This is a genomic window from gamma proteobacterium symbiont of Lampromicra miyakona, from assembly GCF_059730895.1.
Genome location: NZ_AP035932.1, coordinates 3,205,358 through 3,228,245, shown reverse-complemented (window position 1 = coordinate 3,228,245; position 22,888 = coordinate 3,205,358). Strand labels below are relative to the sequence as shown.

At 57.0% G+C, this 22,888-nt stretch carries 17 protein-coding genes; 8 read left to right on the top strand and 9 right to left on the bottom strand.

All coding sequences use genetic code 11. The annotated features are described in order from the left end of the window. Nucleotides 1–153 precede the first annotated feature (153 nt). Nucleotides 154–1,050, bottom strand: coding sequence for a carboxylating nicotinate-nucleotide diphosphorylase (nadC, locus tag AC6I8P_RS15180; protein WP_459745923.1), 897 nt, complete (start codon nt 1,048–1,050; stop codon nt 154–156). Between the two features lie 182 nt (nt 1,051–1,232). On the opposite strand from nadC, the gene ampD reads away from it, so the two are divergent. Further along, nucleotides 1,233–1,784, top strand: a complete 552-nt coding sequence (gene ampD / locus AC6I8P_RS15175) for a 1,6-anhydro-N-acetylmuramyl-L-alanine amidase AmpD (RefSeq protein ID WP_010618114.1) — start codon at nt 1,233–1,235, stop codon at nt 1,782–1,784. 16 nt (nt 1,785–1,800) lie between these two features. Beyond that, the gene (gene ampE / locus AC6I8P_RS15170) at nt 1,801–2,655 is read left to right on the top strand and encodes a beta-lactamase regulator AmpE (RefSeq protein ID WP_031279700.1); all 855 of its coding nucleotides are present in this window, start codon (nt 1,801–1,803) and stop codon (nt 2,653–2,655) included. Here ampE and AC6I8P_RS15165 read toward each other — a convergent pair. The 3 genes from AC6I8P_RS15165 to aroP all read right to left on the bottom strand — a co-directional run bounded on the left by AC6I8P_RS15165 (nt 2,637) and on the right by aroP (nt 6,503). Continuing rightward, the gene (locus AC6I8P_RS15165) at nt 2,637–3,590 is read right to left on the bottom strand and encodes a glycoside hydrolase family 43 protein (protein WP_125308869.1); all 954 of its coding nucleotides are present in this window, start codon (nt 3,588–3,590) and stop codon (nt 2,637–2,639) included. The two genes, ampE and AC6I8P_RS15165, sit on opposite strands and share 19 nt — an antisense overlap. Continuing rightward, the gene (locus AC6I8P_RS15160) at nt 3,587–4,993 is read right to left on the bottom strand and encodes a glycoside-pentoside-hexuronide (GPH):cation symporter (protein WP_264441632.1); all 1,407 of its coding nucleotides are present in this window, start codon (nt 4,991–4,993) and stop codon (nt 3,587–3,589) included. Before AC6I8P_RS15160 ends, AC6I8P_RS15165 begins: the two co-directional genes overlap by 4 nt. A 154-nt stretch (nt 4,994–5,147) precedes the next feature. Continuing rightward, on the bottom strand, nt 5,148–6,503 hold the full coding sequence (aroP, locus tag AC6I8P_RS15155) for an aromatic amino acid transporter AroP (RefSeq protein ID WP_021507540.1): 1,356 nt from the start codon (nt 6,501–6,503) through the stop codon (nt 5,148–5,150). 512 nt (nt 6,504–7,015) lie between these two features. Between aroP and pdhR the strand changes: the two genes are divergently transcribed. The 4 genes from pdhR (at nt 7,016) to lpdA (ending at nt 14,079) form a co-directional block, all read left to right on the top strand. Further along, nucleotides 7,016–7,780 (top strand): pyruvate dehydrogenase complex transcriptional repressor PdhR, encoded by a 765-nt coding sequence (gene pdhR, locus AC6I8P_RS15150; RefSeq protein ID WP_021507539.1) that lies wholly within the window; start codon nt 7,016–7,018, stop codon nt 7,778–7,780. A 126-nt stretch (nt 7,781–7,906) separates the two neighbouring features. After that, a complete protein-coding gene (gene aceE / locus AC6I8P_RS15145; protein ID WP_021507538.1) occupies nt 7,907–10,573 on the top strand; it encodes a pyruvate dehydrogenase (acetyl-transferring), homodimeric type in 2,667 nt (888 codons plus the stop codon). Between the two features lie 14 nt (nt 10,574–10,587). Next, entirely contained in the window at nt 10,588–12,480 is a 1,893-nt protein-coding gene (gene aceF / locus AC6I8P_RS15140; RefSeq protein WP_481657836.1) for a pyruvate dehydrogenase complex dihydrolipoyllysine-residue acetyltransferase, read from the top strand. A 174-nt stretch (nt 12,481–12,654) separates the two neighbouring features. Further along, entirely contained in the window at nt 12,655–14,079 is a 1,425-nt protein-coding gene (lpdA, locus tag AC6I8P_RS15135) for a dihydrolipoyl dehydrogenase (RefSeq protein WP_021507536.1), read from the top strand. A gap of 148 nt (nt 14,080–14,227) precedes the next feature. Here the strand turns inward: lpdA and AC6I8P_RS15130 are convergent, their stop codons facing one another. Further along, nucleotides 14,228–14,374, bottom strand: coding sequence for a Hok/Gef family protein (locus AC6I8P_RS15130; protein WP_021314460.1), 147 nt, complete (start codon nt 14,372–14,374; stop codon nt 14,228–14,230). Nucleotides 14,375–15,136: 762 nt separating this feature from the next. Here AC6I8P_RS15130 and acnB point away from each other — a divergent pair. Together acnB and yacL are read left to right on the top strand one after the other, a co-directional pair. Then, nucleotides 15,137–17,734: a bifunctional aconitate hydratase 2/2-methylisocitrate dehydratase gene (gene acnB, locus AC6I8P_RS15125; protein ID WP_152999258.1), complete on the top strand. Its 2,598-nt coding sequence runs from the start codon at nt 15,137–15,139 to the stop codon at nt 17,732–17,734. 168 nt (nt 17,735–17,902) lie between these two features. After that, the gene (gene yacL, locus AC6I8P_RS15120; protein ID WP_031279698.1) at nt 17,903–18,265 is read left to right on the top strand and encodes a protein YacL; all 363 of its coding nucleotides are present in this window, start codon (nt 17,903–17,905) and stop codon (nt 18,263–18,265) included. 39 nt (nt 18,266–18,304) lie between these two features. Here the strand turns inward: yacL and AC6I8P_RS15115 are convergent, their stop codons facing one another. From AC6I8P_RS15115 to AC6I8P_RS15100, 4 genes are all read right to left on the bottom strand, one after another. Next, nucleotides 18,305–19,624: an MFS transporter gene (locus AC6I8P_RS15115; protein WP_481657835.1), complete on the bottom strand. Its 1,320-nt coding sequence runs from the start codon at nt 19,622–19,624 to the stop codon at nt 18,305–18,307. Between the two features lie 41 nt (nt 19,625–19,665). Beyond that, nucleotides 19,666–20,619 carry a phosphoglycerate dehydrogenase gene (locus AC6I8P_RS15110; protein WP_498030710.1) on the bottom strand — a complete coding sequence of 318 codons (954 nt, stop codon included), beginning with the start codon at nt 20,617–20,619 and terminating at the stop codon, nt 19,666–19,668. Nucleotides 20,620–20,790: 171 nt separating this feature from the next. Beyond that, nucleotides 20,791–21,675 carry a dihydrodipicolinate synthase family protein gene (locus AC6I8P_RS15105; RefSeq protein WP_498030709.1) on the bottom strand — a complete coding sequence of 295 codons (885 nt, stop codon included), beginning with the start codon at nt 21,673–21,675 and terminating at the stop codon, nt 20,791–20,793. Nucleotides 21,676–21,686: 11 nt separating this feature from the next. Further along, complete coding sequence (locus tag AC6I8P_RS15100) at nt 21,687–22,841, bottom strand: iron-containing alcohol dehydrogenase (RefSeq protein WP_058770605.1); 1,155 nt, start codon at nt 22,839–22,841, stop codon at nt 21,687–21,689. Between the last annotated feature and the right edge of the window lie 47 nt (nt 22,842–22,888).

Sequence of the window (22,888 nt, the reverse complement as noted above, 5' to 3'; positions counted from 1 at the left end):
CGCAACGGTAAGAAAGGGCGGGGAAAAGCGGAAGGGGGCGCGTTTCAATCCCGGAAAGGGGCGCGCAGACAATCTGGCGCATTACAGGCGAAGCCACATGATGATGGAAGCCCGCTCGCAATTTGCCGCCAGCACCGGCGGCACGGGCAGACGTCAGACTTCGCGAAAACGCATCGACAGATCGAGCGCCTGCACGTGCTTAGTCAGCGCGCCCACCGAGACATAATCCACTCCGGTGGCGGCGATCTGCGGCAGCGTCGTCTCCGTCACGTTGCCGGACACCTCCAGCAGTGCGCGCTTCGCCGTCAGCGTAACCGCCTGCTGCATCATCGCCAGCGTGAAGTTATCCAGCATGATGATGTCGGCACCGGCCGCCAGCGCCAGCTGCAGTTCGCTGAGATTTTCCACTTCCACCTCGACCGGCACATCCGGATGCAGCCACAGGGCTTTCTCCACCGCTTTACTGACCGAACCGCTGGCAATGATGTGGTTTTCTTTGATCAGGAAAGCGTCGGACAGGCCCAGGCGATGATTCTGCCCGCCGCCGCACAGCACCGCATACTTGAGCGCGGTGCGCAGCCCGGGCAGGGTTTTGCGCGTATCCAGCAGCTGGGTATTGCTGCCAGACAAGAGCGCCACATAGCGGTTCACGGCTGTCGCCACGCCGGAGAGCGTCTGCACAAAGTTTAACGCGGTACGTTCTGCGGTCAGCAGCAACCGCGCCGGTCCCTGTAATTCAAACAGCAGCTGATCGGCCACCAGCGGTTGGCCGTCTTCGACGTGCCAGGTAATGGAAACGTTATTGCCCAGCTGGATAAACACCTCTTCCACCCAGCGTTTACCACAGAAAACACCGGCTTCGCGGGTGATAACGCGCGCTTCAGCCTGCGCCGCCTGCGGCAACAGCTGGGCGGTGATGTCGCGGTCAGCGTCAACGTCACCACCTAAATCCTCCTGGAGCGCACGTGCCACGGTTTCCGGGATATCCAGCTGAATACGTTTAAGCAATTCCTGACGACGATGTTCGGGATTATAACGACGCGACACCATGATTTTGCGGCTCCACCCTGCGGATTACGTGCGCTCACCTTAGCCTGATTTTGCAGCTATTGCCAGACACGCCAGGTGAAATGTTTAGTATCCTTAACTTGCTCATGCCATAGCGCATTAAGTCACAAGCAGTGAGGTGGAATCATGGTATTCTCAGCCAGATTTTGTTCAGGATAACAGGCATGAAACTGGAACACGGCTGGATCACGAGCGCACGCAAGGTGCCGTCGCCGCACTTCAATGCGCGGCCGGATAACGAAGCGCCGTCGCTGCTGATCATTCATAACATCAGTCTGCCGCCGGGCGAATTTGGCGGTCCGTGGATTGACCGGCTGTTCACCGGTACGCTACCGGCTGATGCGCATCCCTATTTTGCGGATATCGCCCAGTTACGCGTGGCAGCACACTGTCTGATTCGCCGTGACGGTGAGCTGGTACAGTATGTTTCCTTTGACCAGCGCGCCTGGCACGCCGGCATTTCGCAGTTTGCCGGACGGGAAAACTGCAACGATTTTTCCATGGGTATAGAGCTGGAAGGCACTGATACGCTGCCCTACACCGATGCCCAGTACGCTACGCTGCAGCAGGTTACCCGCCTGCTGATGCAGCATTATCCGCTGACGCCGCAGCGTATCACCGGTCACAGCGATGTTGCGCCGGAACGCAAGACCGATCCCGGTCCGGCATTTGACTGGATACGCTATAAACAGGCTATCGGGCAGGAGCACCCCTGACACCGCAGGAGCAGGTATGACGTTGTTTAGTTTGTTGTTAGTTTTGGGTTGGGAACGTCTTTTTAAATTAGGTGAACACTGGCAGCTGGATCATCGGCTTGAGCCGCTGTTTCGCGGTCGCCAGCGCTTCTCGTTGCTGCGTACGCTGCTGATGACCGTGATCGCCATGCTGCTGGTCTGGCTGGTGGTGTGGAGCCTGAAGGGCATTCTGTTTGGCGTGGCGCAGCTGCTGTTCTGGATTGTGGTCGGTTTGCTGTGCATTGGTGCCGGCTCGGTGCGGCTGCATTATCATCAGTATCTTAAAGCGGCGAGCCACGATGATGAAGCGGCCCATCAGGCGATGGCGGCAGAGCTGACGCTGATTCACGGCGTGCCGGTTGACTGTAGCGAGCGCGAATTTCTGCAGGCGCTGCAAAACGCGCTGATCTGGATTAACTTCCGCTTCTATCTTGCGCCGCTGTTCTGGTTTGTCGTGGGTGGCCCTTACGGGCCAGTGTTGCTGGTGGGGTATGCGTTTCTGCGTGCCTGGCAGAGCTGGCTGGCGAAACACCGTTCACCGCTGGAACGCGCACAGTCCGGCATCGATCGCATTCTGCACGTGCTGGACTGGATTCCGGTGCGGCTAGCCGGTGTGGCTTATGCGCTGCTCGGCCACGGCGAGCGTGCGCTGCCGGCATGGTTTGCTGCGCTCAGCGATGTGCATCGTCCACAGTATCAGGTGCTGACCAGCCTGGCGCAGTTCTCGCTGGCGCGCGATCCGCATCTGGATAAAGTGGAAACGCCACGGGTTGCCGTGGCGCTGGCCAAACGCGTTTCGCTGGTGCTGGTCGTGGTAGTGGCGCTGCTGACTATCTACGGCACGTTAGTGTGATCGGCAGGCGGCACGCCGAAATCCGGTGTGCCGTCTTCGCGCCAGGCAAAATATTTAAGCCGCGTATGGCGGTTGGGATCCCACAGCGGATCGCCCTCAATTTCGGTGTAATTCCGTGCGTGATACACCAGCACGTCCCGTCCTGCTTCATCCACGGTAAAACTGTTATGCCCCGGACCGTACTGGTGATTATCCCAGCTGGTGGCAAATACCGGCCGCGCCGATTTGTGCCATGCGCTGATGTCGAGCGGATCGGCCTGAGCGTCAATACTCAGTATGCCGAGGCAGTAATTTTCATCCGTGGCGCTGGCTGAGTAGGTGACAAACAGCCGCTCGCCATGGCGAATTACCGCCGGTCCCTCATTAACGCTAAAGCCGGCACACTCCCACTCATACTCCGGCCGGCTGAGCATCAGCGGCTGGGTTTTCAGCGTCCACGGATTCAGTAATTCCGCCAGATAAAGGTTGGAGTTACCGGGAATGGCCGGGTCTTTTTGCGCCCACAGATACCAGTTTTTACCCTGATGCACGAAGTGGGTGGCGTCAAGGGCGAAGGTATCGAGGTGGGTTTGCACGCGGCGGCACGGCTGCCAGTGACCGCTGAGCGGATCGGCATCGTCACATACCAGCGCGTACATACGGTGCTGAAACAGCCCCTCTTTGATTTCGCGGGACGGCGCGGCGGCAAAGTAAATCACCCACTGGCCATTAATCAGGTGCAGTTCCGGTGCCCAGATCAGGGCGCTGCAGGGACCACTGTCCGGTTTATGCCACACGGTTGTGGCCGGGGCGGTAATCAGGCCGTTAAGCGTGCTGGCATAGCGCAGCTCCAGCCGATCGTACTCGGGCACCGAAGCGATAAAATAGTAGCCATCGCCGTGGCGCAATATAAACGGATCGGCACGTTGCGTAATAAACGGGTTAGGCCAGCTCATTTAATTTCTCCTGGTTGTGAGGTTGCGCGGCGAACAGGGGCGGACAGGTCATGGAAGTTGGCGCGACGCAGCGCGAGATCCTGCTGGATGGTGCGCATCAGCGCGCGGTCCACTTTCAGCAGGCGCACTACGCCGGCGGTGATCAGATAGCCGACGCCGGGGATCAGGGTAAACAGCAGCACAATGCCGTTAAGCGCGCTGGCAGACTGCTGTTTCGCCGCTGCGTCATAGCCATACATCGACAATAAAAACCCGACCATGGCACCCGCTACCGCCAGTCCGACCTTGAGGAAAAACAGGTTGCCGGAGAAGCTGATCCCGGTGATGCGTTTACCGGTTTTCCATTCGCCGTAGTCATCGACATCAGCCATCAGTGACCAGTGCAGCGGCGACGGGATTTGGTGCAGGATGTTCAGCAGGAAATAAGCAATTACCACGGTGACGGTGGCGTGTGGATCGATCCAGTAAAAGCCGCTGGAGAACAGCGCCAGCGCAATGTTGGTCCAGAAAAACACCTTGAGCTTGCACCAGCGGTCGGTGAGGACTTTCGCCAGTGTGCTGCCCAGCATCATGCCGATGACGCCCAGGCTGATAAACAGCGTCGCAAAGTGCGTCGACTGGCCCATCACCCAGGTGACGTAATACATGGTGGCGGCCATGCGAATAAAACCGGGACAGACATTACAGAACGTCAGCAGCAGAATGCGCACCCACTGATCGTTCTTCCATACATCGCGCAAATCTTTCTTCAGATCATCGTTGCTCGGTACCGCCGGGTGAATACGCTCGCGCACCGTGGCAAAACAGAACAGAAACATCACCAGGCCAATCAGCGCCAGCACGCTCATTGCCAGCTGATAGCCGCGCGCTTTGTTGTCGCCGCCAAACCACTCGGCCATCGGCAGCAGCGACAGCGAGAGGATCAGCGTGGCGATGCCCACCATGACAAAGCGGTATGACTGGCAGGAGACGCGTTCACCGGGATCGTTAGTGATGACGCCGCCCAGCGAGCAGTAAGGAATATTGATGGCGGTGTAGGTCAGCGACATCAGGAAATAGGTGACAAATGCCCAGATCACCTTGTTGTCGTAGCTCCAGTCCGGGGTGGTAAACATCAGCACGCTGAACAGCACGTAGGGCAGCGATATCCACAGCAGCCATGGGCGAAAGCGTCCCCAGCGGCTCTGTGTGCGGTCGGCAATTGCGCCCATTATCGGGTCGGTCACCGCATCCAGCACCCGTACTGACAGTAACAGCGTGCCGACCAGCGCCGGGGCGAGGCCAAATACGTCGGTGTAGAAGTAGTTGAGGAACAGCATGATGGCACCGCCGATCATGTTGCATCCGGCGTCACCCATGCCGTATCCCAGTTTTTCTCTGAACGAGAGGGCTGCTCCTTTCATCAGTCGTCTCCTGCGACAAGTGGAGCAAAAATTATCAGCGTTAAATCAGTAACCTGGTGGGGAACAATCGGTCAGGATGATGGACAAAATACGCGGGCGGGGAAAAGTGTGAAGCGGATCGGCCCGGCAGCAGCGTGCCGGGCCCGGTGAAGCATCAGGCTTTCTGTACCCGATTTTTAACGGTATAACCCACGGCCAGCACCAGCAGCCACACCGGAATCAGCCACACTGAAATCGCCATGCCCGGCGTCATTAGCATGATCACCAGAATGGCCGCCAGGAACAGCAGGCAGATCCAGTTACCCAGCGGATACAGCACCGCTTTGAAACGGGTGGTCACGCCCTGCTGATCTTTCTTCTTACGGAATTTCAGGTGCGCGAGACTGATCATCGCCCAGTTGATGACCAGCGCGGAGACCACCAGCGACATCAGCAGGCCGAAGGCTTCGCCCGGCATCAGATAGTTAATCAACACGCACAGCGCAGTGGCTACCGCCGACACCAGAATGGTCGCCACCGGCACACCACGACGATCCACTTTCAGCAGCGCTTTTGGCGCGTTACCCTGCTGCGCGAGGCCGAACAGCATGCGGCTATTACAGTAAACGCAGCTGTTATACACCGACAGCGCGGCGGTCAGGATCACCACGTTGAGCGCATTCGCCACCAGTGCATCGCCCAGTTCGTGGAAAATCAGTACAAACGGGCTGGTCTCTTCGGTGACGCGCGTCCATGGCAGCAGGGAGAGCAACACCGCCAGCGAGCCGATGTAGAAAATCAGGATACGCCACAGCACCTGGTTGGTGGCTTTAGGGATGCTCTCTTGTGGATTGTCGGCTTCTGCGGCGGTGATACCCACCAGTTCAAGGCCGCCGAAGGAGAACATGATGATCGCCATCATCATTACCAGCCCGCTAACGCCGTGCGGCAGGAAACCGCCCTGGTTCCACAGGTTGCTGACGCTGGCCTGTGGGCCGCCGTTGCCGCTAAACAGCAGCCAGCCGCCAAACAGGATCATACCGATGACCGCCACCACTTTGATAATCGCGAACCAGAACTCCATCTCACCGAACACTTTGACGTTGGTCAGGTTGATGGCGTTGATCACCACAAAGAAGATAGCCGCAGTGGCCCAGGTGGGGAATTCCGGCCACCAGAACTGAATATATTTGCCGACGGCGGTGAGTTCAGCCATCGCCACCAGCACATACAGCACCCAGTAGTTCCAGCCGGAGGCAAAGCCGGCAAAGTTGCCCCAGTATTTATAGGCGAAGTGGCTAAAGCTGCCGGCCACCGGCTCTTCCACCACCATTTCACCGAGCTGGCGCATGATCAGGAAGGCAATAAAACCGGCGATGGCATAGCCGAGAATCACGGCCGGACCGGCCGATTTAATCACTGATGCGCTGCCCAGAAACAGACCGGTACCGACGGCACCGCCCAGCGCAATCAGCTGAATATGGCGATTTTTCAGGCCGCGATGCAGCGTTTCGCCATGCTGTTGTTCCATACAAACCTCATGATGTTGTTATTGTGCACCTGCAGTGCGCGCACTGTAAGGCTGTTCTATCTGTGTACGTTTTTCTTTACGGTATCCGGCGGGCTGTGTGCAAGCCTGAGCTACCCTGGCGACCAGAATAGTGATAAGCGCGCCGCTTTGCACCTGCTTTTGCTTTTTGTGCTGAGAGATGGCTGAAAAAGCAGCAGCATCCTCTGCGCTTCCCTTGCGCTATTTCTGCCATGAATAAGGCTTAAACACGAATAGCATTCGCTTATGGCTACGCAGCCTGATGCGCGCTAATGCAGTGTAAGGTTTGGTAAAAGTGAAATCTGTTAACATTTGCCGCGCTGAGACGCTTTTCTGCCAGATCCCGGTAAGTTAGCGCACGGTAACCGGTGTCTGCGGTGAAAGTGTGCGGGGGGCCATATAGACACAAGGTGAATACTTTGTTACTTTACGGGCACCATTTTTCAATTGGTATTACCAATTTACTCCGGACGTTTGGCTCATAAGAAGGGATGATGGCCTACAGTAAAATTCGCCAACCCAAGCTCTCCGATGCAATCGAGCAGCAGCTGGAATCCCTGATTATGGAAGGGACGCTCCAGCCGGGTGAAAAACTGCTTCCCGAGCGTGAACTGGCCAAACAGTTTGATGTCTCACGTCCATCGCTGCGCGAAGCGATCCAGAGTCTGGAAGCCAAAGGCCTGCTGCTGCGCCGTCAGGGTGGTGGCACCTTCGTACAGCAGAACCTCTGGCAAAGCCTGAGCGACCCGCTGGTCGGCCTGCTTGCTGAACATCCTGAATCCCAGTTTGACCTGCTGGAAACCCGCCACGCGCTGGAAGGCGTTGCGGCCTACTACGCTGCGCTGCGCGGCACCGATGAAGACCTGCAGCGTATTCGCGACTGTCACGTCAACATCCAGCAGGCGCAGGACAGCGGCGATTTAGATGCTGAGGCCGATGCGGTCATGAAGTATCAGATCGCTGTCACAGAAGCCGCCCATAATGTGGTGCTGCTGCACTTGCTGCGTTCGATGGGCCCTATGCTGGAACAGAACGTCCGTCAGAATTTCGAATTGCTCTACGCTCGCCGCGAAATGCTGGCGAAAGTGAGCGGTCACCGCGCCAGTATCTTTGAGGCGATTGTGGCTCGTGAGCCAGAACAAGCACGCGAGGCATCCCATCGTCACCTGGCGTTCATTGAGGAAATCTTGCTGGACAGAAGTCGGGAGCAGAGCCGTCGTGAACGCTCCCTGCGTCGTTTACAGCAACGTAAGGAATAACGCACGGCAATGAACGTGCGACATAAACGACGGGCCTGTCTTCTTGTGCTGTGAATCAGAAGCAAAGCACAAGCAGACAGGCTCCTGATAATTCAACGTATTAGACACAGATAAGGAATACACCCCATGTCAGAACGTTTACAGAATGACGTGGATCCGATCGAAACTCGTGACTGGCTACAGGCGATCGAATCGGTCATCCGTGAAGAAGGTGTTGAGCGCGCGCAGTATCTGATTGATCAGGTATTGAGTGCTGCACGCAAAGGCGGTGTGAAAGTGGCAGCGGGCGGCAACGCCGTCAGCAACTACATCAACTCCATTGCGGTCGAAGATGAGCCGGAATATCCGGGGAACACCTCTCTTGAACGTCGTATCCGTTCCGCAATCCGCTGGAACGCCATTATGTCGGTTCTGCGTGCGTCGAAGAAAGATCTGGAGCTGGGTGGTCACCTGTCGTCTTTCCAGTCTTCTGCCACCATTTATGAAGTGTGCTTCAACCACTTCTTCCGCGCGCGTAGCGAGCAGGATGGCGGCGATCTGGTCTATTTCCAGGGCCACATTTCTCCGGGCATCTACTCGCGTGCGTTCCTTGAAGGACGCCTGACTGAAGAGCAGATGAACAACTTCCGTCAGGAAGTCCACGGCAACGGTCTCTCTTCCTATCCGCATCCAAAACTGATGCCGGACTTCTGGCAGTTCCCGACCGTGTCGATGGGTCTCGGCCCACTGAACGCCATCTATCAGGCGAAGTTCCTGAAATATCTGGAACACCGCGGCCTGAAAGATACTTCTAAGCAGACCGTTTACGCCTTCCTTGGCGATGGCGAGATGGACGAACCAGAATCCAAAGGGGCGATCACCATCGCTACCCGTGAGAAGCTGGATAACCTGGTATTCATCATCAACTGTAACCTGCAGCGTCTCGACGGTCCGGTCACCGGTAACGGTAAGATCATCAACGAGCTGGAAGGCATCTTTGCCGGTGCTGGCTGGAACGTGATCAAAGTGATCTGGGGCGGACGCTGGGACGAGCTGCTGAAGAAAGATACCAGCGGCAAGCTGATTCAGCTGATGAACGAAACCGTTGACGGCGACTATCAGACCTTCAAATCACGCGACGGTGCGTACGTGCGCGAGCACTTCTTCGGTAAATACCCGGAGACTGCAGCGCTGGTGAAAGACTGGTCAGACGAAGAGATCTTCGCCCTGAACCGTGGTGGTCACGATCCGAAGAAAATCTACGCGGCACTGAAGAAAGCGCAGGAGACCAAAGGTCAGCCAACGCTGATCCTGGCGCATACCATTAAAGGCTATGGTATGGGTGACACTGCGGAAGGTAAAAACATCGCGCACCAGGTTAAGAAGATGAACATGGATGGCGTTCGCTACATCCGCGATCGCTTCAACGTGCCAGTGGCTGACGACAAGATCGAACAGCTGCCGTATGTGACCTTCGAAAAAGGCTCAGAAGAGTACAACTACCTGCACGGCCAGCGCGAGAAGCTGGGTGGCTATCTGCCAACCCGTCAGGCTGAGTTCAGCGAAAAGCTGGAAATGCCGGCGCTGGAAGAGTTCAGTGCGCTGCTGGAAGAGCAGAGCAAAGAGATCTCTACCACCATCGCCTTCGTGCGTGCGCTGAATGTGATGCTGAAGAACAAGTCGATCAAAGATCGTCTGGTGCCGATCCTCGCGGACGAAGCGCGTACCTTTGGTATGGAAGGTCTGTTCCGTCAGATTGGTATCTACAGCCCGAACGGCCAGCAGTATACGCCGCAGGACCGTGAGCAGGTTGCTTACTATAAAGAAGACGAGAAAGGCCAGATTCTGCAGGAAGGGATCAACGAGCTGGGCGCAGGGTCTTCCTGGCTGGCGGCGGCGACCTCTTATAGCACCAACAACCTGCCGATGATTCCGTTCTACATCTATTATTCGATGTTTGGTTTCCAGCGCATCGGCGATCTGATGTGGCTGGCAGGCGACCAGCAGGCGCGCGGCTTCCTGGTGGGCGGCACGTCCGGTCGTACCACGCTGAACGGTGAAGGTCTGCAGCATGAAGATGGTCACAGCCACATTCAGTCGCTGACTATCCCGAACTGTATCTCTTACGATCCGTCTTACGCGTACGAAGTGGCAGTCATCATGCATGACGGTCTGGTACGTATGTACGGCGAAGCGCAGGAAAATATTTACTACTACATCACCACGCTGAACGAAAACTACCACATGCCTGCGATGCCGCAGGGTGCGGAAGAGGGCATCCGTAAGGGTATCTACAAGCTGGAGACGGTAGAAGGCAGCAAAGGCAAAGTGCAGCTGCTGGGCTCAGGTTCTATCCTGCGTCACGTGCGCGAAGCGGCACAGATCCTGGCGAAGGATTACGGCATCGGTTCTGACGTCTACAGCGTGACCTCGTTCACCGAGCTGGCACGCGACGGCCAGGATTGTGAGCGCTGGAACATGCTGCACCCAACGGAAACTCCACGCGTACCGTACATCGCTCAGGTGATGAACGACGCGCCGGCGGTGGCATCGACCGACTACATGAAGCTGTTCGCAGAGCAGGTTCGCAGCTACGTGCCAGCCAGCGATTATCGCGTGCTGGGTACCGATGGTTTCGGCCGTTCAGACAGCCGCGAAAACCTGCGTCACCACTTCGAAGTGGATGCGTCATACGTAGTGGTTGCAGCCCTGGGTGAACTGGCTAAACGCGGCGAAATCGAGAAGAAAGTGGTGGCGGATGCGATCGCGAAATTCAACATCGATGCCGATAAAGTTAACCCGCGTCTGGCTTAAGAGGTAAGAGAGTAATGGCTATCGAAATTAACGTACCGGATATCGGGTCAGACGAAGTTGAAGTCACCGAGATTCTGGTCAAGGTGGGCGACAAGGTTGAAGCCGAACAGTCGCTGATCACCGTGGAAGGCGATAAAGCCTCGATGGAAGTGCCTTCGCCGCAGGCCGGCGTGGTCAAAGAGATCAAAATCGCGACCGGTGACAAAGTGAATACCGGTTCACTGATCATGATTTTCGACGCCGAAGGTGCAGCTGCTGCGGCACCGGCCGCCGAAGAGAAACCAGCGGAAGCCGCACCTGCTGCGGCCGCCGCCAGCGAAGCGAAAGACGTTAACGTACCGGATATCGGCGGCGACGAAGTAGAAGTCACCGAAATTCTGGTTAAAGTGGGCGACAAAGTGGCGGCAGAGCAATCGCTGATCACCGTCGAAGGCGACAAAGCGTCCATGGAAGTGCCTGCACCGTTTGCCGGTGTGGTGAAAGAGATCAAAATCGCCACGGGCGACAAGGTGAACACCGGTTCACTGATCATGATCTTTGAAGCCGAAGGCGCGGCGCCAGCAGCGGCTGCCAAACCTGCCGTGAAAGAAGCGGCGGCCTCCGCGCCAGCCGCGGCTGCGGGTGCCAAAGACGTTAACGTCCCGGATATCGGCGGCGACGAAGTGGAAGTCACTGAAGTGCTGGTCAAAGTAGGCGATAAAGTTGAGGCTGAGCAGTCACTGATCGTGGTGGAAGGCGATAAAGCGTCAATGGAAGTTCCGGCGCCGTTTGCCGGTACGGTTAAAGCGCTGAAAGTGGCTACCGGCGATAAAGTCAGCACCGGTTCGCTTATCATGGTGTTCGAAGTAGAAGGCGCTGCGCCGGCTGCTGCGGCACCGGCAGCGAAACAGGAAGCCGCCCCCGCTGCAGAAGCCAAACCGGCTGCTGCACCTGCGCCAGCAGCGGCGAAAGCCGATGCGAAGAGCGAATTTGCTGAAAACGATGCTTACGTGCACGCCACGCCGGTGATTCGTCGCCTGGCGCGCGAGTTCGGTGTTAACCTGGCGAAAGTCAAAGGCACCGGCCGTAAAGGTCGCATCCTCAAAGAGGACGTGCAGGCTTACGTGAAAGACGCAGTGAAACGCGCTGAAGCGGCCCCGGCTGCGGCCGCAGGCGGCGGTATTCCGGGCATGCTGCCATGGCCGAAAGTGGACTTCAGCAAGTTCGGCGAAATCGAAGAAGTGGAACTGGGGCGTATCCAGAAAATCTCGGGCGCTAACCTGAGCCGTAACTGGGTAATGATTCCGCATGTGACTCACTTCGACAAAACCGATATCACCGATCTGGAAGCGTTCCGTAAGCAGCAGAATGCGGAAGCCGAGAAGCGCAAGCTGGATGTGAAGTTCACCCCGGTGGTGTTCATCATGAAAGCGGTCGCGGCGGCACTGGAGCAGATGCCACGTTTCAACAGCTCGCTGTCGGAAGATGGTCAGAAGCTGACGCTGAAAAAGTACATCAACATCGGTGTGGCGGTCGATACGCCAAACGGTCTGGTGGTTCCGGTGTTCAAAGACGTGAACAAGAAAGGCATCACTGAGCTGTCGCGTGAGCTGATGGCGACGTCGAAGAAAGCGCGTGATGGCAAACTGACCGCCAGCGATATGCAGGGCGGCTGCTTCACCATCTCCAGCCTTGGCGGCCTCGGCACCACGCACTTCGCGCCAATTGTTAACGCGCCGGAAGTGGCTATCCTCGGGGTGTCTAAGTCGGCGATGGAGCCGGTGTGGAACGGCAAAGAGTTCACTCCGCGCCTGATGATGCCGATTTCGCTGTCGTTCGACCACCGCGTCATCGACGGTGCGGATGGTGCGCGCTTCATCACCATCATTAACAATATGCTGTCTGATATTCGCCGTCTGGTGATGTGACGTTAATCAAGGCCGGCAAATGCCGGCCTTGTTGTAAGCATTCGGAGTTGCCGCGGTTGGCAGTTTGTTAACAATTCTGTAAACTCTCGCGGTGAAATGTCCCGGTGGAGATAGGGCATCAAGAGCCTGGGAAAGGGTCGCTTTTGACCGCCGGCAATCTAACAAGAGGTCATGATGAGTACAGAGATTAAAACTCAAGTCGTGGTACTTGGGGCAGGTCCTGCAGGTTACTCTGCAGCCTTCCGTTGCGCTGATTTAGGTCTGGAAACCGTACTGGTAGAGCGCTACAGCACCCTCGGCGGTGTCTGTCTGAACGTCGGCTGTATCCCGTCAAAAGCGCTGCTGCACGTGGCGAAAGTCATCGAAGAAGCTAAGGCTCTGGAAGAGCACGGTATCGTGTTTGGCCAGCCGCAGACTGACATCAACAAAATCCGTACCTGGAAAGAGAAAGTCATCACTCAGCTGACCGGTGGTCTGGCTGGCATGGCAAAAGGCCGCAAAGTGAAAGTGGTCAACGGTCTGGGTAAATTCACCGGTGCTAACACGCTGGTGGTAGAAGGGGAAGGTGGCGCAACCACCATCAACTTTGACAACGCAATCATCGCTGCAGGCTCGCGTCCAATCGAACTGCCCTTCATTCCACATAACGATCCGCGCGTGTGGGACTCTACCGATGCGCTGGAGCTGAAAGAAGTTCCGAAGCGTCTGCTGGTTATGGGCGGTGGCATCATCGGTCTGGAGATGGGTACCGTCTACCATGCGCTGGGTTCAGAGATCGACGTGGTTGAGATGTTTGACCAGGTGATCCCGGCCGCCGATAAAGACGTGGTGAAAGTGTTCACCAAGCGTATCAGCAAGAAATTCAACCTGATGCTGGAAACCAAAGTCACCGCGGTAGAAGCGAAAGACGACGGTATCTACGTATCCATGGAAGGTAAAAAAGCGCCGGCTGAACCACAGCGTTACGACGCAGTGCTGGTGGCGATTGGCCGTGTACCGAACGGTAAAGGTCTGGATGCTGGCAAAGCAGGCGTGGAAGTGGACGATCGCGGCTTTATCCGCGTCGACAAACAGATGCGCACCAACGTGCCACACATCTATGCTATCGGTGACATCGTCGGTCAGCCAATGCTGGCGCACAAAGGCGTGCACGAAGGTCACGTGGCGGCAGAAGTGATTTCCGGTCTGAAGCACTACTTCGACCCGAAAGTGATCCCTTCTATCGCTTATACCGAGCCAGAAGTGGCCTGGGTGGGTCTGACCGAGAAAGAAGCCAAAGAGAAAGGCATCAGCTACGAAGTGTCCACCTTCCCGTGGGCGGCATCGGGCCGTGCTATCGCGTCTGACTGCGCAGACGGTATGACCAAACTGATCTTCGACAAAGAGACGCACCGTGTTATTGGTGGCGCGATTGTCGGTACCAACGGCGGCGAGCTGCTGGGTGAAATCGGTCTGGCTATCGAGATGGGTTGTGATGCCGAAGATATCGCGCTGACCATCCACGCGCACCCAACCCTGCACGAATCGGTTGGCCTGGCGGCGGAAGTGTTTGAAGGTAGCATTACTGACCTGCCAAATCCGAAAGCGAAAAAGAAATAATTTCGTCTGAGGCTTAGGTTAATTAACGGCTCCTGTAAGGAGCCGTTTTTTTATTAATTGAAAACGTAAGTTGAATAGATAAAAGCGGGCGCAGGAGCAACACGTTAACGATGCCGGAATAGCGGAGGAGACCCTCCGCTATTGAAGTTTACTGTTGTGCTTCGTAAGCCATGACAGCCGATAATTCAGCCGCGAATATCCGCAATCGTAATTCACACAGTGAACTGCGATTTGCCAGGCATAAACCTAACAGGATGAGCCCGCTGATAATCAGCGTGCTGAATTTCACCTTCATAATCACTTACTCCTTGCATTAGCACGAGCAAGCCATTACCCTGACACTGTCTGGGTGTAGGGTAGTGGCTCACCCGTGCGGTTAATGAAAATTAATCGCACGGTTCACCTTCCACCATCCACCCCAATTTCTTTTGCAGATCTTAAGGCAGATAGCCTCAAGCGCCCGCAGGCAGTCTGCGCTATTTATTTATCATTTCCTCTTTTATTTTTTATCTCTTTTTTAAATCGCAGTTATTTTTTAAGGGTGTATTTTAATTGAGTGACTAAGTTTAAAGGTTAATTTAAACCGGCACTGCGTTGATAATTAATTAAATGCGCGCAAGTTATCACCTTCAATATTTATTAGATGATGTGGTATTAATTTTCCTCAGAAAAACGTGTGGGAAGCTGAACGGTAGCCGTTTAGTGCAAGCGCATTAGCATATAACCAAAAGTGAATGAACCGGCCCGAAGGGGGATTGCAGGTTATGGATTCGCGGTGTGAAGGCCGAATGCAACAAATTACGCGCTACAACCTGGTTCCACTGGCTATCGGCACAGGCGCGAACAGGCACTATTAGAGCCGTTCTGGCTTCTCTCCTGGCGCAAAGCGCAGTCAAATCTGCTAAATAACGCGCGGATGTTGCTTTTTTGTAAACGGATTAACAATCAGCCGAAATCCTGCTATGCTGGCCGACGCAGAACCGGGCACCTCACCCTACTGTTTGACAGCATCAACAGGTGCACCGGAAAGCTATACAATGAGAGCGAGGAGAACGTCGTGCTAGAAGAATACCGTAAGCACGTTGCCGAGCGTGCTGCCCAGGGAATCGTACCTAAGCCGTTAGATGCTTCCCAGATGGCCGCGCTGGTTGAACTGCTGAAAAACCCGCCAGCGGGTGAAGAAGAATTCCTGACTGACCTGCTGGTCAACCGTGTCCCGCCGGGTGTTGATGAAGCGGCGTATGTAAAAGCCGGATTCCTGGCAGCTATCGCAAAGGGCGAAGCCCACTCTCCTCTGGTCACTCGTGAAAAAGCAGTCGAACTGCTGGGCACCATGCAGGGCGGCTACAACATCCATGCGCTGATCGAGGCGCTTGACGATGAGGCCCTGGCACCGATTGCCGCTGAAGCACTGTCCCACACGCTGCTGATGTTCGATAACTTCTACGACGTCGAAGAGAAAGCCAAAGCGGGTAATCCCCACGCGAAGAAAATCCTCCAGTCCTGGGCTGATGCAGAATGGTTCCTTAAGCGTCCTAAGCTGGCAGAAAAAATCACCACCACCGTGTTCAAAGTGACCGGCGAAACCAACACCGACGACCTCTCTCCGGCGCCGGATGCATGGTCACGTCCGGATATTCCACTGCACGCGCTGGCGATGCTGAAAAACCCACGTGACGGCATCGAACCCGACGATGCTGGCAACATTGGCCCGATCAAACAAATTGAAGCTCTGCAGCAGAAAGGCTTCCCGCTGACCTACGTCGGTGACGTGGTTGGTACCGGTTCTTCACGTAAGTCCGCGACCAACTCAGTGCTGTGGTTCATGGGTGACGACATTCCGTATGTGCCGAACAAAAAAGGCGGCGGTCTGTGCCTCGGCGGTAAAATCGCGCCGATCTTCTTCAACACCATGGAAGATGCCGGCGCGCTGCCGATCGAACTCGACGTTGAGCGCCTGAACATGGGCGATGTGATTGACGTTTACCCTTACAAGGGTGAAGTACGCAATCACGAGACCAATGAACTGCTGGCGACCTTTGCGCTGAAAACTGACGTGCTGCTGGATGAAGTGCGCGCCGGTGGCCGTATTCCGCTGATTATCGGTCGCGGCCTGACCACCAAAGCGCGTGAGTCGCTGGGTCTGCCGCACAGCGATGTGTTCACCAAAGCCAAAGATGTGGCCGAAAGTAACCGTGGTTACTCGCTGGCGCAGAAAATGGTGGGCCGCGCCTGTGGCGTGGCAGGGATTCGTCCTGGCGCCTACTGTGAACCGAAAATGACCTCGGTCGGCTCTCAGGACACCACCGGTCCAATGACCCGTGATGAACTGAAAGATCTGGCGTGTCTGGGCTTCTCCTCCGATCTGGTGATGCAGTCCTTCTGTCACACTGCCGCTTATCCGAAGCCGGTCGATGTCACCACACACCACACGCTGCCGGACTTCATCATGAACCGTGGCGGTGTCTCGCTGCGTCCGGGCGATGGCGTGATTCACAGCTGGCTGAACCGTATGCTGCTGCCGGATACAGTCGGCACCGGCGGTGACTCACACACCCGCTTCCCGATTGGCATCTCGTTCCCGGCCGGTTCTGGTCTGGTGGCGTTTGCCGCCGCGACGGGCGTTATGCCTCTGGATATGCCGGAGTCAGTGCTGGTGCGCTTCAAAGGCGAAATGCAGCCGGGCATCACGCTGCGCGATCTGGTGCACGCGATTCCGCTGTACGCCATCAAGCAGGGTCTGCTGACCGTTGAGAAGAAAGGCAAGAAAAACATCTTCTCCGGTCGCGTGCTGGAAATCGAAGGTCTGCCGAAGCTGAAAGTTGAGCAGGCATTTGAGCTGACCGATGCCTCGGCCGAGCGTTCTGCGGCGGGTTGTACCATCAAGCTGGATAAAGAGCCGATCATCGAGTATCTGAACTCCAACATCGTACTGCTGAAGTGGATGATCTCCGAAGGCTACGGCGACCGTCGTACGCTGGAGCGCCGTATTCAGGGCATGGAAAAATGGCTGGCCGATCCGCAACTGCTGGAAGCCGATGCCGATGCGGAATACGCAGCGGTGATCGAAATCGATCTGGCGGAAATCAAAGAGCCAATCCTGTGTGCGCCGAACGATCCGGACGACGCGCGCTGGCTGTCTGACGTACAGGGCGAGAAGATCGACGAAGTGTTCATCGGTTCGTGCATGACCAACATCGGTCACTTCCGTGCGGCAGGTAAACTGCTGGACGCGCACAAAGGCCAGCTGCCGACCCGCCTGTGGGTAGCGCCGCCAACCAAGATGGATGCCGCGCAGCTGACGGAAGAGGGCTACTACAGCGTCTTTGGTAAGAGCGGTGCGCGTATCGAGATTCCGGGCTGTTCACTGTGCATGGGTAACCAGGCGCGCGTGAAAGACGGTGCGACGGTGGTTTCCACCTCGACCCGTAACTTCCCGAACCGTCTGGGTACCGGTGCCAACGTGTTCCTGGCGTCAGCCGAGCTGGCCGCGGTCGCTTCCCTGCTGGGTAAACTGCCTACGCCGGACGAGTATCAGCAGTTTATGGTGCAGGTGGATAAAACCGCTGCCGACACCTACCGCTACCTGAACTTCGATCAGCTGGGCCAGTACACCGAAAAAGCGGACGGAGTGATTTTCCAGACCGCGGTGTAAAATACGCCTGCCAGTGAAAAAGGGACGAGCGCATCGTCCCTTTTTTTATGCGCTTTTTTCCCTCGCCGTCTCCAGGCATAATGCGAGCGCGATCCCACTTTCTTGCGCGCGCTGCGCACAAAATGCACGAAAGCGTGCCGTCTGGCGCGCCACTGGTATGAGGCCAACATGGAATATGAATTTCTGCGTGACGTGACCGGTCAGGTCCGGGTGCGCATGTCGATGGACCACGAAGCGGTGGGGCACTGGTTCAATGAAGAAGTGAAAGAGAACTTTGCGCTGCTGGATGAAGTCGAAGCCGCGGTGCGTGCAGTCAAAGGCACACAGCAGCAGTGGCAGCGCGTCGGGCACGAATATACGCTGTGGCTGGATGAGGAAGAGGTGATGATCCGCGCCAATCAGCTGGCGTTAGAGGATGACGGCCTGGAAGAGGGCATGACTTATTACGATGAGGAGAGCCTGTCGTTCTGCGGCGTGGAGGATTTTCTTGCGGTGATTGCTGCTTATCGCCGGTTTATGGCCGGCCGCTAACGGGCGCCCGCAGCCGGGGCGCCACTGCCGTTGCGCAGGTTACACGCCGTTAATGGCGGAACGGGCGTGGGATAAAGGTTCCTCATCCACAATCGGTTCGACCTTGCCGAGCAGGAACAGGTAGTTAAGGATTCCGATCACCACCAGCACCGCCGAGAACACCAGCGCCCAGGTAAAGTGGCCGGTGGCACCGACGATAGCGCCGGTAATGATCGGCCCGACCGCGCCGCCCATATTGGAGACGGTATTCTGCAGCCCGGCAACAATTGACACGCTGTTGGTGGGCGCAACATCGCCCGGCAACGCCCACACCTGAGAGGCCGCGACGGTGGTGCCGGACTTGGCAATACACAGCAGCAGTACCGTCATGAACACGGAATCGGTGAACGGCGCGAACCCGATGCACAGCGCCATCAGCAGGCCAATCGTCAGGAACAGCTTGCGCGTGGCGGTCAGCGACAGCACTTTTTTATGCACCATACGGTCCGACGCCCAGCCCGCCAGCACTTCAATCACCATACCGCAGAGCAGCGGCAGCGCCGCCACCATGCCCATTTTCAGGAAATCCATCCCTTTGTCTTTCACCAGGTAGGTTGGCAACCAGGTGATAAAGAAGTAGGAGGTGTAATTGATGGTGAAGAAGCCAATACACATCGCCCAGATGTTGCGGTAACGCAGCAGCTTGTACCACTTCATCGGCCGCACGTTCTTATCGCCGTGCTTCTGCGCCTGGCCATCGCGGATCAGGCGCACTTCATCGGCGCTGATCGCTTTATGGTCTTCCGGGTTCTCGGCATAAATGAAGTACCAGGCGATGACCCAAATCAGACCGACGGCACCAATCGCCAGAAAGGTCAGACGCCAGTCGAACAGCGCGATCATAAAGACGATCAGCGGCATGGCGACGGCCCCGCCAAATTTTGATGCGCTGTCGAACAGGCCTGAGACGGTGGCGCGCTCGCGATCCGGGAACCAGCGCGCGGTAATACCGGCGTTGCTGGGATAAGCCGCTGCTTCACCCACGCCGAGCGCCAGACGCAGCGCCAGCAGCGATTTAAAGCCGGTGGCGAGCCCCATCGCCATGGTGGCAATCGACCACCAGCCGACAGCGATACCGAGGCCTTTTTTCTGGCCGAAGCGGTCGGCAAACCAGCCTGCCGGGATCTGCAACAGCGCGTAGGACCAGAAAAATGCTGCCATGATAAAGCCCATCATCTCCGGATTGATGTCGAGCTCGGTGATCAGGTGCGGTGCGGCGGCAGAGAGTACGGTACGATCAATATAGTTAATGGCAATGGCCAGCCACATCAGGCCGGCGATCCACCATCTGATGCGTGTTGAGCGTGCGGTGTTGGTCATAATCATTATCCACGCGAAAAGGGTGACAGAGGAGGGCGGCGTCAGGCCAGCCCGTTCATGACATTCATCGGGCGTTCGCCCTGTTTGATACACTGCACAATCTGCGTCACGCAGCGTTCGCCGATGGCGCTGATAGCACCGTCGGTATAACCGGCAAGGTGCGCCGTGGGGATAAAGTTGCTCAGGGTGAACAGCGGATGCTGCACCAGCGGCTCCTGCACAAAGACATCCGCCGCCGCACCGGCAATCACGTTATCCTGCAATGCCTGGTAGAGATCCTGCTCATTCACTACGCCACCGCGTGACGCGTTGATGAGAAACGCGCTCTTCTTCATGCGCTTCAGGCGCGCGGCGTCGAACAGGTTTTGCGTCTGGTCGGTGAGCGGCATATGTAAGGTGATGAAGTCGCTGTGCTCCGTCAGCTGATCGAGGCTGACAAACGTCACGCCGTGTTCGACGGCGAAGGCGTCATCGGGATAAAAATCGAAGGCGAGGATGCGCATATTGAAGCCTTTAGCGCGCAGTGCCACCTGCTTACCGATATTGCCCAGGCCGATGATGCCGAGCGTTTTGCCGTAGACGTCGGTGGCAAAAATGCGCGGCCAGTGGCCGGCGCGGGTCTCTATTGCGGCGGTGGTGATCTGGCGCGCGCTATTAAGAATCAGCGCAAAGGCGAAATCGGCAACCGCGTGTTTGTTCGCGTCCGGCACGTTTGTCACGTAAATACCGCGCGCACGCGTCGCGTCGAGGTCGATGTTATCGACGCCCACGCCGTGCTTGCAGACAATTTTCAGCTGCGGTGCCAGCGACAGCAGCGCATCGTTGACCTCGGTAAAGGCCACGATCAGGGCGACGGTGTCGGCGAGATGCGGCGCCAGCGCGCTGAGCGGCGCGTCGGCGGGCAGCGTAATCAGCTCAAAGCCCTGCTGGCGCAGTGTGTCGATCGGCGCGGCGTCGTAGCGGGCGAACGAAGGTGAAGTACAGATGACTTTCATAGCAAATGCGTCCCGGTGTTAATAACAGCAGCCATCGCTGCCTGAATCCGCCCCGCCACCGTCAGATTAACCCTAACCCTGATGGCGGCAGGGGGGAGCGGCGCCTGTATTGCGCGATGAATCGCGCCGCTACCACAGCTGCGTGCGGTAAGTGCTTTGAATTTACTGGCTTTACTGCAAATACTGATTCACGATCTGGCGGATCTTCTGCTCTTCCTCCGCAGAGAAGCGCACCGCATAGCGGCTGTCGCCGACCTCATAGCCGAGCAGCGCCACGGCTTTTTTCACCGCCGCCGGGGAAAAACCAATGCTGTAGAGATCGGTACGCAGGCCGGTGACGTTCTCCTGAGCGGCGCGCGATCCGGCGATGTCACCGGCATGGAAGCGCGCCCAGATGGCGTTAATCTCTTTCGGCGCCACGTTAGCCAGCCCGGAAATACAGGCGGAACAGCCATCGACGAAGCCCTGATGAATCAGTGAATCCGGCCCGTTCAGCACGTTGAAATGCGCAATACCTGCCGCTGCCTGCAGAAAGCCGCTCAGGCTTTCGTAGCTGCCGGCGCTGTCTTTGATGCCAATGATGTTGGGATGCGCTGCCAGCGTGCGCACGGTTTCCGGCAGCAGCGTATTACCGGTGCGCGCCGGAATGTTGTAGAGAAACAGCGGGACGTCGATAGCGTCGGCCACGGCACGGTAGTGATCAATCAGCTCTTCCTGTTTGAGCGGCACAAAGTAAGGGGTGATCACCGAGACGGCATCCACGCCCAGCTTTGCCACCTGCCTGCCCAGCCGGATAGTCTCACGCGTCGAGATCTCGCCAATGTGGGCCACCACCGGTGCGCTGCCGTTTACTTCGTCGACGCAGGTCTCGGTCACCGCCAGCTTCTCCTGCTCGTTCAGCACGAAAAACTCCCCGTTGGTGCCGCCGCAGAAAATACCGTTACCGGCGCTCAGCTGACGCTGAATCTGTTCACGCTGCGCGGCAGGATTGTAGGCTCCGTCGCGATCAAAAGTGGTGACGATGGCGGTCAGTACGCCCTGAATGGTGTTGCTCATGATTTCCCCGCTCATGCTGAGTGATTTAACGCCGGAAACAGCGTCAGGTAGACGTTGCGCACATCGTCGGCGCTGACTTTCATCGGTACATTCTTCATCAGGCGCTGCACGTCCAGCGCGGCTTCGACCAGATACGGCAGATGATCCGGCCCGATACCCAGCGCTTCCAGGCTGGCCGGCAGTTTAAGGCGCTGCACCAGCGCAGCGAAATAGGCCACCAGCGCATGCGATTTGGCCTCTTCATCCAGTGCGCTATCGGCATCCGGCAGCAGATCGTAGGCCTGCGCGAACTTGCTCACCGCCGCCGGACGCACAAACTGCATGCACGGCGCCAGCAGAATGGCGTTGGCCACGCCGTGTGGCAGATGATACTTGCCGCCCAGCGGATAGGACATGGCGTGCACCAGGTGCGTCCCGGCATGGGCGATCGCTGCTCCACCGTAGTAGGACGCCCACAACATATTCAGCCGTGCTTCCAGGTTGTCCGGTTCGGCAAGGGTCTTTTCGAGGCTGGCGAACAGCTTTTTCATGCCGATCAGCGCATAGTTATCACTCACCGGATTGGCCACGGTGGCGGTGAAGCACTCAATCAGGTGGCACAGCGCATCAATTCCGGTCGACGAGGCGATGTGCGCCGGCATGCTGGTGGTCAGTTCCGGAATCAGCGCCACGTAGTCCGGCAGCATCACCGGCGAAATAATACCGACTTTGGTCTCTTTCTCCGGAATGGCAAGGATGGCGTTGGGCGTGGCTTCCGAGCCGGTGCCGGCCGTGGTTGGGATCAGTAAAGAAGCGGTACGCGTGTGCGGCTTCTCACCGGCCAGCAGCGCCGTCAGGGTTGGCGCATCGGCCACGCATAGCACGGACAGCAGCTTCGCCACATCCAGTACGCTGCCGCCGCCAATGCCGATCACCAGATCGACGTCGCCGTGCGGCAGCGCCGCAACAATCGCCGCCACATCATGCTGGCTCGGCTCGGGCGGCACCGTATCAACCAGGCTCAGGCTGGCGATCTGCTGCTGCAGCCGGGCGATAAGCGCCTGCACCGCCGGAATGCCCAGAATGTTTTTATCCGTGACCAGCAACGCCTTCTGCTTATCCTGCAGTAAATAGCTGAGATCGTTCAAAGCCTGATAGCCACTGATCACGGTGCTGTTGATATTCATGTCATGCCCTTATAACGGTTTTGCACATTATGATTAGGTTTGCTCAA